The organism is Pseudomonas bijieensis, assembly GCF_013347965.1.
GTDB classification, from domain to species: domain Bacteria; phylum Pseudomonadota; class Gammaproteobacteria; order Pseudomonadales; family Pseudomonadaceae; genus Aquipseudomonas; species Aquipseudomonas bijieensis.
This window is the reverse complement of record NZ_CP048810.1, coordinates 1,391,747-1,405,442: the sequence shown is the minus strand read 5'-3', so window position 1 is coordinate 1,405,442 and position 13,696 is coordinate 1,391,747. Positions and strand designations below refer to the sequence as shown.

The following is a 13,696-nucleotide window of genomic DNA, read 5'->3' as shown; positions in this document are numbered from 1 at the left end:
GGTTGGAGGTAACGCAATAGCGCGCCATGCGCATCACCCGTGGCGAGGGAGCTTGCTCCCGCTGGGCTGCGCAGCAGCCCCCCAAACCAGCCGACTCGGTGTGCCAGGAAGATCGAGTCAACTGATTTAGGACCGCTGCGCGCTCCAGCGGGAGCAAGCTCCCTCGCCACAGGGTCAATCACCATTGCAGGTGACCGGCCTCACTGCTCGCGTTCGAGTGCTTCATCCACCTCGACGACATCTTTGCTCCGAGTCTTTAACTCACTGACAATCACCGCCGCCACGATCAGCGCCGCGCCGAACAACGCGATCGCTGGCAGCCGCTCACCGGCCAGGCGCCCGGCAATGCCGGCCCACACCGGCTCGCCGGCATAGATCAGCGTGGCGCGGGTGGGCGAGACACTTTTCTGCGCCCAGTTCATCGCCACCTGGATCGCTGCGCTGGCGGCCCCCAGGCCCACGGCACTGACCAACAGCAGCCAGGAGAAATCCGGGATGGTTTCCTGGGTCGGCACCACCATCAGGAATGCCAGCACCGCCGTGCTTGCCAGTTGCACCACGGTCACCCGGCGCACATCGACCTGGCCGGCATAGGCGCTGATCAGGATGATCTCGGCGGCAATCGCGATGGCGCTGATCAGCGTGGCGATTTCGCCAGCGCTGAAATTCAGCGACGCGCCCGCCGGACCTGACACCAGCATCAGCCCGGTGAACGCCAGCATGATGCCGATGCTGGGCATCAGGCCAGGGCGACGGCCCAGCACCAGCCATTGCAACAAAGGCACGAATGGCACGTACAGCGCGGTGATGAAGGCCGATTGGCTGCTGGGAATGGTCTGTAGGCCGACGGTCTGCAAACCGTAGCCGAGCATGATCGCCACGCCGATGAAACAGCCGGCCTTGAGTTCGAACAGGGTCAAGTCGCGCAGGTGGCGCCAGGAGAACAGCGCAACGAATGCGGCTGCGGCGGCAAAGCGCAGGCCGACGAAAAACATCGGTCCGCTGACGGTCATGGCATGCTGCACCAACAGGAACGTCCCGCCCCAGATCATGGTGATCAGCACCAGCACGCATTCGGCCTTGCTGAACCTTGAGAAACGGGAGGAAGCTTGAGGAGAGTTCACCGATGCCATGACCTTGCGCGCCACTTGAGGCGGACGCACAATGCGCCCGAAGAAGGTGGGCAGTATAATGCGCAACCCCAGCAGATGAGCAATATAGTGCACAAAGAAAACGCTCAGCGGGCATCCGTCCTGCAACACGTCAGCCAGAACGTCCGCCGCCTGCGGCACGCCGCACAGCTCAGCCAGACCGCGCTGGCGGAATTGTCCGGGGTCAGCCGGCGCATGCTGGTGGCTATTGAGGCCGGCGAAAAGAATGTCAGCCTGACCACCCTTGACCGTGTCGCCGAAGCCCTCGACGTGGCCTTCAGCGACTTGATCCAGGCCCCCGATGCGCGCGACCCGAGTCGCATCAACGAATTGGCCTGGGCCGGTACCATCGCTGGCAGCAAAGCCGTATTGCTCGCCAAGGCCACCGCCAGCCGTGAGGTCGAACTCTGGGAATGGCGCCTGGAGCCCGGCGAGCATTACTCTTCCGAACCCGACGCCGACGGCTGGAGCGAACAGCTCTATGTCTTCGAGGGCTGCCTGACCTTGCTGCTGGGCAGCGACGAGCGCCGGATTGGCGCCGGTGAGTTTTTCATGTTCGCCAGCAACCAGCCCCATGCCTATCGCAACGATGGCCCGGTGGCGGCGAGATTCGTACGCAACGTGGTGATTTGATGCCTGGGGAGGGCGGTATGGACACAGCGCTGGAGCGACAGGGCAGCGGGCTCATCCGCGAAGCCGATATCCTGATCATCGGCGGCGGCTTGAGCGGCGCCATGCTGGCCGCGCAGTTGCTGCGCCTGCCGGGCCGGCGCGAGGTGCTGATTGTCGAACCGCGCAGCGAACTGGGCCGGGGCGAGGCCTACAGCGCGGTGGAACTTGGCCACACCCTGAACGGCAACGCGGCGCGGATGAGCGTCGATCCGGACAACGCCGATGACCTGACCCAATGGCTCACCGCATTCATCGAGGCCGGCGGCTGGCTCGAGTCGGATCAGCAGCACGTGCCGATCAGCGACTTGTTCCCACCCCGGGGGATGTTTGGCCTCTACGTGCAGCAACGTCTGGCCGAGGCCCGTGCGTTGGGTGCGCAAAATGGTTCGACGGCTGAACATGTGCGCGGGGAGGCTGTTGACCTGCGGCTTGTCGACGATGCCGTGGTGCTGACGCTGGGTGACGGCCAGGTCCTGCGTGGCCGTTTCGCCGTGCTGGCCACCGGCATGTTCCCCGCGGCGCGGACCCCGCAAACCCAATCCAGCGGCTTGAACGCCGCGGCCCTGGACCCTTGGGATGTGACGGCGATGCGTCAGCTTGATCCGCAGTCCACAGTGCTGATCATCGGCTCGGGGCTGACCATGGTCGATGCCGTCGTGTCGCTGGAACAGGCCGGCCATCGTGGCCCGATCGAAGTGTTTTCCCGCCACGGCCTGCTGCCCCATGTACGCCGCCAACCGCCGGCCTGGGTGGATTTCCTCGCCGAGGATCACAGCCTGCGTTCGCCACGCCAACTGATGCGGGCACTGCGCGAGCAATGCCGTCAAGCCCGGGCCCAAGGCATCGATTGGCAGGCGCCGCTGGATACGGTGCGCGCGCACATCGGGCGATTGTGGAACCAGGCCAGCGATGTGCAGCGCCGGCAGTTCGTCCGGCATGTACGGCCCTGGTGGGAGAGCCATCACCATCGTTCGCCACCGTTGAGCGCGGAGCTGGTGGCCCGTCTGCACGAAGAAGGGCGGTTGCGGATCCACGCGGCGTCGTTCAAGGGCTTGGCTTCCACTGCCGAGGGGGCGCTGGCTATTCACATCCGTCGGCGGGGTGAGGTTGGGCTGACGGTGGTGCAGGGCGCGGCGCTGATCAATTCCAGTGGTATCGAATATGACTGGCGCCGGGTGGCGCGACCGTTGCCGCAGCAGTTGTTGGCCCGGGGCCTGATCCAGCCGGGCCCATTGGCCCTGGGTATCGCCGCCCGGCCTGACGGGACGGTGCTGGACGCCCAAGGCGAGCCCGCCGAGCGCCTGTTCGCCATGGGGCCGCCGTTGCGCGGGATGTGGTGGGAAAGCACCGCGGTGACCGACGTGGCGAGCCAGGCCAAGGCGCTGGCCGCGCGCTTGGCTGAATTGCAAACCCAACATCGAAACTGAACAGCTCTCCTGTGGCGAGGGTTACAAGGTGCGGCAAAAGAGCGGTCACAGCTCGCTGATTTTCACCCACCGCTGCTCCCGCGCCGCCACACGAATCGCCGCCGCCAGCCGCTCCACTTCCCAGGCTTCTGCAAAGTCGGTCCCGCTGCCACCCTGGTCTGCGAGGGCCATGACCAGTTCCTGCACCTCCAGCGTCTTCAATTCGTTGTACCCCAACTGATGCCCGGCCGCCGGACTGAACACGGCATACCCCGGTAAATCCGGACCAGCCAGCAGCCGCTGGAAACCTGCCTGACCGACGTGGCACAGGCGCAGTTCATTGAGCCGTTCCTGATCGAACGCCAGCGTGCCGAGGGTGCCGCTGATCTCGAAGCTCAGGTGGTTCTTGTAGCCATGCTTGAGCCAACTGCTGCTCACCGTGCCTCGGGCGCCGTTGGTGAAACGCAGCAGGGCGTGGACTTGGTCGTCCACCGCGATGGCGCGTTGTTCGGCATTGCTGGCGCTGGCCGGGCGCTGGTTGTGCACGGTCTGGCTGTCGGCGCACACCGCTTCGACATCGCCCAACAGGTACCGGGCCATGGCCAGCAAGTGACTGCCCAGGTCGGCCAGTGCGCCACCGGCGTGGGCGGCTTCGCAGCGCCATGACCATGGCGAGGTCGGGTCGGCCATGAAGTCTTCGCTGAATTCGCCCTGGAAACTGATGATCTGCCCCAGTTCCCCGCGCTGGATCATGTCTCGCGCCAGTTGGATGATCGGGTTGTGCTGATAGTTGTAGCCGACCCGCGTCACTACGCCGGCGGCCTTGGCCGCCTGCTGCATCTGCTCGGCCTGCTCCAGGGACACTGCCAGGGGCTTCTCACAATAGACCGGCTTGCCCGCTGCCAGCGCCGCCATGGCCATGGGGAAGTGCAGGTGGTTGGGTGTGGTGATGGCGATCAGGTTGACCTTCGGGTCGTCGATCAGTTGCTGCCAGTCACTGTGGGCCGTCGCAAACCCCCCAGCTTTGGGCGCATTGCCGGGCGCGCTGCGGGTCGGCGTCGGCCAGGGCCGCCAGTGTCAGGTTCAGGGGGAGGTTAAAGACCGCCTTGGCATTGTGGAAAGCCAAGGCATGGGCACGGCCCATGAAGCCGGTGCCAATCAGACCGATGCCGAGTTCACGCATGAGAAAGAGCCCTTTGAATTGTTGTTTTCAGGAGGGCTATTTATGGAATAAATATTCGCTAATTGCAAATATTGGAATAAATATTCATTTCTGCAATCACTGAAGATCCTCTGTGGGAGCGGGCTTGCTCGCGAATGCGATGAGTCAGTCATAACTGTATTAACTGATCCGGCGCATTCGCGAGCAAGCCCGCTCCCACAGGATGAATGTCGATATCAGGAGAGGAAACCCCCATCCACATTCAACGCCACACCCGTGGTGTAGCTCGACGCATCACTGGCCAGGTACAACACTGCGCCGGCCATTTCGCTCGGGTCGGCCACGCGCTTGAGGGGGGATTTGAGCCAGGGCGGTTTTCAGGATCGCATCGTTCTTCACCAGCGCCGAGGCGAACTTGGTGTCGGTCAGGCCTGGCAGCAGGGCGTTGCAGCGGATGCCGAACTGCGCGCATTCCTTGGCGAAGACCTTGGTCATGTTGATCACGGCGGCCTTGGTCACTGAATAGATGCCCTGGAAAATCCCTGGCGAGATGCCGTTGATCGAGGCCACGTTGATGATGCTGCCGCCACCGTTCTCGCGCATCAGCTTGCCGGCTTCCACCGACATGAAGAAATAGCCGCGAATGTTCACGTCGACGGTTTTCTGGAACGCCCCCAGATCGGTGTCCAGCACATTGCAGAATTGCGGGTTGGTGGCGGCGTTGTTGACCAGGATGTCCAGACGCCCGAACTGCTCGCGGATGCCAGCGAACACCTGGCTGATTTGCTCCATTTCCCCGATGTGGCAGGCGATGGCGGTGGCCTTGCCGCCGGCGGCGATGATCGCGTCGGCGACATGCTGGCAACCGTCGAGCTTGCGGCTGGACACGATCACGTGGGCGCCTTGCTGGGCCAGCAGTTTGGCGATGGCTTCGCCGATGCCACGGCTGGCGCCGGAAACGAAAGCGATTTTACCGTCGAGGTCGAACAACTGAGTCTTGGACATGCTGTTTCCTTGTTAAGGTGCGCTCAAAGCGTGGATTTGCCGATGACCTGCAGGCTCATCTGCTCCAGCAGCTTGTTCATCTGAACGAACTGCGCGAAACGTTTGTCCTGGGTCTGGCCGTGGAAGAAGCGGTAGTAGATCTGCTGGACGATCCCGGCCAGGCGGAACAGGCCGTAGGTGTAGTAGAAGTCGAAGTTGTCGATGCGAATCCCGGCGCGCTCGGCGTAGTAATCGACGAACTCGCGGCGGGTCAGCATGCCCGGGGCGTGGCTGGGCTGGCGACGCATCAACTGCACCGGCGCCGGGTCGTCGGCTTCGATCCAGTAGGCGAGGCTGTTGCCCAAGTCCATCAACGGATCGCCAATGGTGGTCAGTTCCCAGTCCAGCACGCCAATGATCTGCATCGGGTTTTCCGGGTCGAGGATGACGTTGTCGAAGCGATAGTCGTTGTGGACGATGCTCGACGTCGGATGGTCGGCGGGCATCTTGTCGTTGAGCCAGGTCTTGACCGCTTCCCACTTTGGCGCATCGGGGGTCAGGGCTTTTTCGTAGCGGTCGCTCCAGCCACGGATCTGCCGGGCCACATAACCTTCGGGCTTGCCCAGGTCAGCCAGGCCGCAGGCGTTGTAGTCGACCCGGTGCAGTTCGACGAGTCGGTCGATGAAGCTCTTGCACAGCGCTTCGGTGCGGGCGGCGTCGAAACCCAGTTCCGGCGGCAGGTCGGAGCGCAGGATGATGCCCTTGACCCGTTCCATTACATAGAACTCGGCGCCTATCACCGACTCGTCGGTGCAGTGCACGTAGGCTTTGGGGCAGTACGGGAAGCCTTCGCGCAATTGATTGAGGATGCGAAACTCACGGCCCATGTCGTGGGCGGACTTGGCCTTGTGGCCGAACGGTGGCCGGCGCAGGACGAATTCCTGTCCGGGGTATTCCAGCAGGTAGGTCAGGTTCGACGCGCCACCGGGAAACTGGCTGATCCGCGGCATGCCGGTAAGGCCTGGAATGTGGGCCTTGAGGTACGGGTCGATCAGGTTGGCATCGAGTTCTTCACCGTCGCGCACGCGGGTGGACTGATCAGTAAACGCCATGCTTATCCCTTCTGCTTATTTTGGAGGCCATCGATCATTGGCTAATCTAATGGCGCGTGGGAGGCGTCACAAGCACGCCAGGGTCTTATAGGTTAGCGTGTTGCAGGATAATCAGCGGGCCTGATGCACGCGGGCGATGGGCGAGCTATGGTTTACGGGGTCTGTCGCTTTCAGGGAGCAATCGCGATGGGATGCCCGCAAGTGTGTGGCACCGCAACCTTGCAATGCAGCTTCGGCGTCGCCCCGGCGGTGCTCAATGTACTGCCGGTCAATCGCCTGCTGACCGGCGGGATGCCGGCGGCGAACATCATGGATCACATCCCGCTGGTGAACATCACCACGTTCGGCATGTGCCAGAGCCTGGCCAACCCGACCGTGGCTGCCGCGACCGCTGCGGCATTGGGTGTGCTGACCCCCATGCCGTGCATTCCCGCCACGGCGACCCCATGGATCCCCGGCGGCGCACCGACCTTGTTGTTGGGTAACATGCCGGCCATCGACGCCAACAGTACCCTGATGTGCACCTGGGCCGGGGTGATCAAGATCGTCGTGCCGGGGCAGGTGCAGATGCTTATTCCCTGATGGGTGCGACCCCCAAAAGGTATGGACGATCCCCCTGTGGGAGCGAGCCTGCTCGCGATTGCGGTGGGTCAGTTGGTGGTGATATTGACTGTGAAGCCGTCATCGCGAGCAGGCTCGCTCCCACAGGGGGAAAGGGGAAGACAATAGTTATGCCTGCGCCGGGTCATTCCAACGCCTGAACCACCAGCGCACCCGGGAGATCGGTTTGCCCTCGGCATCCAGCGGTCGGCCGTCTTCGGCGTAGGCGTGGGCCGGTTCCAGCAGTTGGCCGTTGAGGTAGCGGGCCTCGACCGCCGGGTTGCCGTTGGGATGCAGGCGCCGATAGCGGCCGTCGCGTACGCCGTCGCGATAGAATTCGGCCTCGGCCAGTTGCCCGTCGGGGAAGTAGTTGTTGGCCTCGCCGTGCAGTAACCCATTGCGATACGTGGCCTGGCGCTGCAACCCGCCTTCGGCGGCGTAAAAGCTCGCTACACCCTGCAATTTACCTTTCACGAACGGCAATACCGCCGAGACCCTTCCATTCGGGTGATACAGGGTACTGGTACCGTGCAGTTCACCCTGGCTGTAGTTAAGTTTTGCCTGGGGGCGCTGAGCCTCTTCAATCTGCAGCGAGCCGTCGAGCCGGCCGTCGACCAACTGCCCGCTCAGTTGGCTGTCGCCACGCTCCACGTCGAGTTTTTTCGAGGCCATTGGAGCGCTCCTGTCAGTTGACCTTCACCAAGCCACCCTTGATCGTCAGCATGCCGCCGCCATCCACGGTCTGTTCGGCGGCGGCCTTGTTCACCAGGCTGATACCAGCGTCGTTGGTCAGGGTGGTGCCGGCCTTGTTTTCCAACGACGTGCCGGCCTGGTTGCTCAGGGCCGTGCCAGCCTTCTGGCTGATGGAGGTGCTGGCCTGGGCCGCCAGGTCGGCGCCGCTCTTGATCGCGAAACTGCCGCCGCTTTGCAGGGTCAGGGTGCCGCTGACCTTGATGGTCAGGTTGCCGTCCACCGTCAGGTCGTAGTTGCCGGTGACCTTGTGCGTGTAGTTGCCGCCGGTGCTGTGGTTCTGGTCCGAGCCGACGGTGACGGTGCGGGTGTCTTTCACGTCGAGGCTGTCGCTGCCGGTCTGGATGGTCACGCTACGTTTGCCTTTTTCCAGGGTAACGGTTTCGTCGCCGTCCTTGACCGTGCGGGTGCGGGCGTTCTGCACCGTGAGGGTTTCGTCATGGCCGACCGTGGCGGTGGTGTCGTTGAGCACGTTGATGTTGAAGTCTTTCTGGGCCTGGAGAAACACCTCCTCGGCGTCCTTCTTGTCTTCGAAACGCAACTCGTTGAAACCACCGCCGCCCTTGGACGAATTGGTCTTGATCCCGGACTGGGTCTGGTTCGCCGGCAACGCATAGGGCAGGGCGTTGTCGCCGTTGTAGACGCAACCGGTCACCAGCGGACGGTCGGGATCGCCGTCGATGAACGTGACGATGACCTCCTGGCCGATCCGCGGTACGAACTGCATGCCGAAGCCCTTGCCGCTCCAGGGCAACACCACCCGTACCCAGCAGGATGAGGTTTCGTCGTTCTTGCCGGTGCGGTCCCAGGGGAACTGCAACTTGATCCGGCCGTATTCATCGGTCCAGATCTCTTCGCCGGCCTTGCCCACCACCAGTGCCGTCTGGGTGTGCATGCGTGGTTTTGGCGTGATGCGGGCCGGTCGATAAACCGTGGCCTTGGGGATCGCTTCGAAGCGATTGCGATAGCTGTCGTGGCTGGCTTCGTGGCTGACCGAGGTCACCACCCAATCGATATTCAGCGTCGTGTCTTCGTGGCCGGCGAGGGTGAACCAATATCCCGGCACCAGCCAGCGGCAGTCGCTTTCGCCGACAAAACGCTTCTCCTGGCTGCGCAGGCCGTCCACCCGCAACTTGGTCAGGGCATCGCCCTGGGCCTTGGCGGTATAGCCGCCCGGATGTTCGTACATCGAGCTTGGTCCGGCCACGGCTTCGGCCTGGCTGTATAGCGATGTCGTCGGCGTAGTGAATTCGTAATCGGTGGCCTGGTAAACCCCGCTCACCGCTTGCAGGCACACTTGCCCGCTGCGGATGCCATGCAGTTCCCGCTCACCCAGTTTCTGCCCGAGATAATTCACCGTCGGTCCATTGGGAATGGGCGCGAAAGCGTCGTTGCTGTCGGCCAGCACCAGCGTGTGTGTGCCGTCTTCATGGGTGAAGAACCAGAAGATCCCGTCCTCTTCCATCAGGCGCGAGACGAAGGCCAGATCAGTTTCGCCGTATTGCACGCAATATTCGCGTGGGGTGTAGCTACCGGTGAGTTTGAGCTGGAAGTCGGTGAAACCATGGGCCTTGAAAATCGTGGTGACGATGTCCGAGGTGGCGAGGTTCTGGAACACGCGGTTGTTGCTGGCAAGGCTCAGCCACCAGAGCCACGGACGGAGCATTAGTTGGTAGCGTTCGGCGGTGGCGTCGGCGGGGAGCTGGCGGATTTCAGCCACCAGCCAATCCAGCGGACGCAGCAAGGCGTCCTTGTGCAGCGTGGTGGTCACGTGGCTGGCGACGGCCGTGGTGAGGTCCAGCGAGGTGCCGTCGTTGATGCCGTTGAGGATGTGCGAACCCAGGGCGTTGAGGCGTTCTTCGCCGGACAGTGAATCCGGGTACAACGCCGACAGGGATGTGGCGGTGAGGGAGAGAGTGGTGTTGCTGTCGGTAGAGCGGGGCATCGAATATCCTCAGATAAAAGTTGAGGTCACGCTTACCATTTGAATGTTCCACCTTTTGAATGGATCGCTGCCTGGTTATCACTGACCCATCCGCCCATCTCGCTATCGTTTCCATAGGTGTAGCTGTACATCAACACCGAATTTCCGATATAGGGCGCCAATTGCGGACCACAGAGCTGACAGGGACTCAGTTCGATATAAATGCGGGTAACGAAATTACTGTAATCACCGTCGGGAAGCGTGACGCTATTTATCGCCTGGACCAACGCGCTGATTTCCGCGTGCCCGCGCAGTGTCGTGACTACTTTTTTGGTTGTCGTGGTGTAGTTTCCAAGCAAGTCCAGTTTCAACGCGCTATCGCCGAACTTGTACATCAGCAGACCTCGAGCGGCATCGAAATGTTCGATTAGCGCGAAGCAGGTTCCATGGGATGCTCCCGAACCAGCCAGGGCCCGGCGATTGGAGGAGGATTCGTGACAGATACTGGCCAAGTCGGGAATGGTGCCGCCGTTAGTAGCCTGATTGGCCGCCAGCCATGAGGCATATAAAGGGTTTGCCCCAGTCATTGCAATATTGCCGCCAGAGTAACGACCCACTTTATGCACTTCCGTCATGAAAATCTCCTTTCGAACAGCCCTTTCAGAGATCCGAGGCCAAGCGCACCCCCAGCCGCGGGGGCTGATGATTCAAAGGTTTTTTGTGTTGAACATGACACTCGAATGCCAACCGGTGACGCCGAAGGATAAGCTGTACGCCCAAGGCGTAAGCCAGCTCCAAGGTCGTCCGGTCCAGCCTGACAGGCCTCCCGCATTCAAGATGTCGTCGACTATGGTGTGGCAGTTGTAAGAGTTGTTATAGCGATTTCCATCAAACTCTTTATATTTCAGTTTCTTTGAAGAAAGAGTCGTGATCCTGTTGATCATTTTATCGATATTTGTTTTGCTGACTTTTTTTGTGAAGAACCACAAGTCCAGCGTTTTCGATGTGCTTAGCTCTGTCGTCAATACGCCCTCAGGATCCAGTTCGCCCTCCATCAAAATTCCGACTGAGTAAAACTGTGGAATAGGCCCTGAGGTATGCCAAAGTATCAAGCCCGCATGTCCCGGATAGTATTTTCCACCTGATATTGGATTGAGTCGCGAAACCAGATCAATCATGACCGTTGTCCTCCAGCCATCGTCGGAAGCAAACGTGCTGAGATCTTCCGTCTCGACAAATTCTCCGTTGGTAACCAGTTTTTTTACTTCATTATGAACGGTATTGTCTGTCCAGCGCGGCTCCAGCTTTTTTGTCCGACCCGATGAACCACCAAAAAGGAATTTACCCACGCTCTGCTCCCGTCGCCTCTGTTAATTTTTGGCATGCAGCATCATTCCAACACCCACTCCGCCAACTTTCCCGTTACCTGCGTCATCAGCACATTCTCGACATCCCTGGCGCCCGCCGCGCTGCACTTGGCCAGTACCGCCTTGACGATTCCGGCATCGAACTCGAATTGCTTACCGGTCGCAGCCTTGTAGCGCCCACGCAGTTTTTCCAGCTTCGCCAGGACAATCCCCTCCAGCGTCGCTTCATCCAGCGGTCGATACGCCACCACCGTCATGCGCGCCAGGAACGCTGGGCGAAACGCTTGCAGCAGGACCTTGTGCAAGGCTTCATTGAAGGCGTCGGTGCCCAGTTGCGCGGCCGGTGTGTCCAGCAGCAGTTCGGCGCCGACGTTGCTGGTGGCGAGCATCACGGTGTTCTTGAAGTCCACCACCAGGCCAGTGCCGTCTTCCATCAGGCCTTTGTCGAAGACGTTGTAGAACGCTTCGAGCACGTCCGGGTGGGCCTTTTCGATTTCATCCAGCAGCACCACCGAATAGGGTTTGCGCCGCACCGCTTCGGTGAGTACGCCACCGCTGCCATAGCCGACGTAGCCGGGCGGGGCGCCCTTGAGTTGGCTGACGGTGTGGGCTTCCTGATATTCCGAGAGGTTGATGCTGATCAGGTTGCGTTCGCCGCCATACAAAGCGTCGGCCAGGGCATAGGCGGTTTCGGTCTTGCCCACGCCAGTGGGGCCCACCAGCAGGAACACGCCGACCGGTTTCTGCGGGTCGGTGAGGCCAGCGCGGTAGGCTTGCAGGCGTTGGGCGATGGTGTTCAGCGCGGTGCCCTGGCCCATGACCCGCTGGCCCATGCGCTGGCCGAGGGTGCGCACGGCGTGGGCTTCGTCGGCGAGCATCTTGCCCACCGGAATGCCGGTCCAACCGGCGATCACGGCGGCGACTGTCTTGCTGTCCACCTGTTCCGGCACCAACGGATCGTCCTGGCGAATGGCATCGAGGCCGGCTTCCAGGCGCAGCAGCTCGGCGGCCAGGTGATCGATGCGATTATCGATCTCGGTGTCGGGGTTTTCGCTGTCGGCGCGTTCGCTCAGGGCGAGCAATTCGCGCCGAGTGTCGAGCAGTTCGCGCACCGCTTCACGCTCTTCGCCCCAACGGGTTTCCAGCTCGCGGATGGCTTGCACATTGCTGGTCGATTCACCTTCGAGCAGCGTGATGCGTTCGCGATGATCCAGCCCGGTGGCCTGTTCCCGGCGCAGGCGTTCGACTTCATCCTTGAGGCTGTTCTGCCGGTGGCGCAGGCTTTCCAGGGGCGGCGGCACGTCGTGCTGGCCGAGGGCGACCCGGGCGCAGGCGGTGTCGAGCACGCTGATGGCTTTGTCCGGCAACTGGCGCCCGGAGATGTAGCGGTGGGACAGTTTCACCGCCTCGTGGATGGCCGCGTCCAGCACCTGCACGCCGTGGTGCTGTTCCAGTTTGCTCGCCACGCCACGGAGCATTTCCACTGCGGTGAGCTCGTCCGGTTCCTCGACTTGCACCAGTTGGAAGCGGCGCGCGAGGGCCGGGTCTTTCTCGAAGTATTTTTTGTACTCCAGCCACGTAGTGGCGGCCAGGGTGCGCAGTTCGCCCCGGGCCAGGGCCGGTTTGAGCAGGTTGGCCGCGTCGCTGCCGCCTTCCGCACCACCGGCACCGATCAGGGTGTGGGCTTCGTCGATGAACAGGATGATGGGTTTTTCGGCGCTGCGGACTGCGTCGATCACGCCTTTGAGGCGTTGTTCGAACTCGCCTTTGACACCCGCGCCGGCCTGCAACAGGCCCAGGTCCAGTACGCGCAGGGTGACCTCCTGCAACGACGGCGGCACATCCCCGGCGGCGATGCGCAGGGCCAGGCCTTCCACCACGGCGGTCTTGCCCACGCCCGGCGCGCCCACCAGGATCGGGTTGTTTTGCCGACGGCGCAGCAGTATATCGATGCACTGGCGGATCTCGCCGTCGCGGCCGACGATGGGGTCGATGCGTCCGGCCCGGGCGTCGGCGGTCAGGTCCTGGGTGTACTGGTCGAGGACCGGGTCCTGTTTCTGTGGTGCCTCGCCGGGTTTGGCCGGGCGCACGCCACCGACGTGCTCGCGGGAGCTTTCGGTCCATTCCAATAGATGGGCGCGCAGGGCGTCCCGAGGAATACGCAGTAGCGACGAGGCGCTGTTGAGCAGCAGGCTGCGACGCTCATCGCGGTCCAGCAGCGCCAGCAGCAACAGCCCGGAGCGGATGCTGTCCAGGCCCAGTACGCTGGCCTCGACCACGGCGTCTTCCAGCAGGCCAATGGTTTGTGCCGACAGGGCGGGTGTACGGGTGCTGCCGGATTTGAACAGGTCCAGGGCCTTGTTGGTTTCCGCCGCCACCGCATCACGCTCCAGGCCGAAGCGCGGCAGCAGACAGGCGAAGTCGCCACCCTCGATGTCGAGTAACTCCAGCAGCAGGTGTTCGATTTCCACGTAATGATGGCTGCGTTGCATGCAACGTTGCGCGGCCCGTTCCAGGGCGCGACGGTTGTCCGGGTTGAGCCGTCCGATCAGGCTGGCCAGTTCCATT

At 62.2% G+C, this 13,696-nt stretch carries 10 protein-coding genes and 2 pseudogenes; 3 read left to right on the top strand and 9 right to left on the bottom strand.

Annotated features, from left to right (window positions below; genetic code table 11):
- Nucleotides 1-200 precede the first annotated feature (200 nt).
- The gene (locus GN234_RS05835; RefSeq protein ID WP_109755992.1) at nucleotides 201-1,226 is read right to left on the bottom strand and encodes a DMT family transporter; all 1,026 of its coding nucleotides are present in this window, start codon (nucleotides 1,224-1,226) and stop codon (nucleotides 201-203) included.
- On the opposite strand from GN234_RS05835, the gene GN234_RS05830 reads away from it, so the two are divergent.
- Nucleotides 1,221-1,784, top strand: coding sequence for a helix-turn-helix domain-containing protein (locus GN234_RS05830; RefSeq protein WP_176688064.1), 564 nt, complete (start codon nucleotides 1,221-1,223; stop codon nucleotides 1,782-1,784). The two genes, GN234_RS05835 and GN234_RS05830, sit on opposite strands and share 6 nt — an antisense overlap.
- A 17-nt stretch (nucleotides 1,785-1,801) precedes the next feature.
- Nucleotides 1,802-3,250, top strand: a complete 1,449-nt coding sequence (locus GN234_RS05825; protein WP_176688063.1) for an FAD/NAD(P)-binding protein — start codon at nucleotides 1,802-1,804, stop codon at nucleotides 3,248-3,250.
- Nucleotides 3,251-3,295: 45 nt separating this feature from the next.
- Here the strand turns inward: GN234_RS05825 and GN234_RS05820 are convergent.
- The 3 genes and pseudogenes from GN234_RS05820 to GN234_RS05810 form a co-directional block, all read right to left on the bottom strand.
- A pseudogene (locus GN234_RS05820) lies at nucleotides 3,296-4,412 on the bottom strand (Gfo/Idh/MocA family protein).
- Between the two features lie 215 nt (nucleotides 4,413-4,627).
- A pseudogene (locus GN234_RS05815) lies at nucleotides 4,628-5,396 on the bottom strand (SDR family oxidoreductase).
- 23 nt (nucleotides 5,397-5,419) lie between these two features.
- Entirely contained in the window at nucleotides 5,420-6,487 is a 1,068-nt protein-coding gene (locus GN234_RS05810; protein ID WP_176688062.1) for a phosphotransferase family protein, read from the bottom strand.
- A 186-nt stretch (nucleotides 6,488-6,673) separates the two neighbouring features.
- On the opposite strand from GN234_RS05810, the gene GN234_RS05805 reads away from it, so the two are divergent.
- Entirely contained in the window at nucleotides 6,674-7,069 is a 396-nt protein-coding gene (locus GN234_RS05805) for a DUF4280 domain-containing protein (protein WP_109755997.1), read from the top strand.
- 147 nt (nucleotides 7,070-7,216) lie between these two features.
- Here GN234_RS05805 and GN234_RS05800 read toward each other — a convergent pair whose 3' ends face one another.
- From GN234_RS05800 to tssH, 5 genes are all read right to left on the bottom strand, one after another.
- Nucleotides 7,217-7,759, bottom strand: coding sequence for a toxin-antitoxin system YwqK family antitoxin (locus tag GN234_RS05800; RefSeq protein ID WP_109755998.1), 543 nt, complete (start codon nucleotides 7,757-7,759; stop codon nucleotides 7,217-7,219).
- A gap of 13 nt (nucleotides 7,760-7,772) precedes the next feature.
- Nucleotides 7,773-9,782 carry a type VI secretion system Vgr family protein gene (locus tag GN234_RS05795; RefSeq protein WP_116832159.1) on the bottom strand — a complete coding sequence of 670 codons (2,010 nt, stop codon included), beginning with the start codon at nucleotides 9,780-9,782 and terminating at the stop codon, nucleotides 7,773-7,775.
- Between the two features lie 32 nt (nucleotides 9,783-9,814).
- Entirely contained in the window at nucleotides 9,815-10,396 is a 582-nt protein-coding gene (locus tag GN234_RS05790; RefSeq protein WP_116832160.1) for a hypothetical protein, read from the bottom strand.
- Between the two features lie 72 nt (nucleotides 10,397-10,468).
- A complete protein-coding gene (locus tag GN234_RS05785) occupies nucleotides 10,469-11,110 on the bottom strand; it encodes a hypothetical protein (RefSeq protein WP_176688061.1) in 642 nt (213 codons plus the stop codon).
- Nucleotides 11,111-11,151: 41 nt separating this feature from the next.
- Nucleotides 11,152-13,695: a type VI secretion system ATPase TssH gene (gene tssH, locus GN234_RS05780; protein ID WP_176688060.1), complete on the bottom strand. Its 2,544-nt coding sequence runs from the start codon at nucleotides 13,693-13,695 to the stop codon at nucleotides 11,152-11,154.
- Nucleotide 13,696 lies beyond the last annotated feature (1 nt).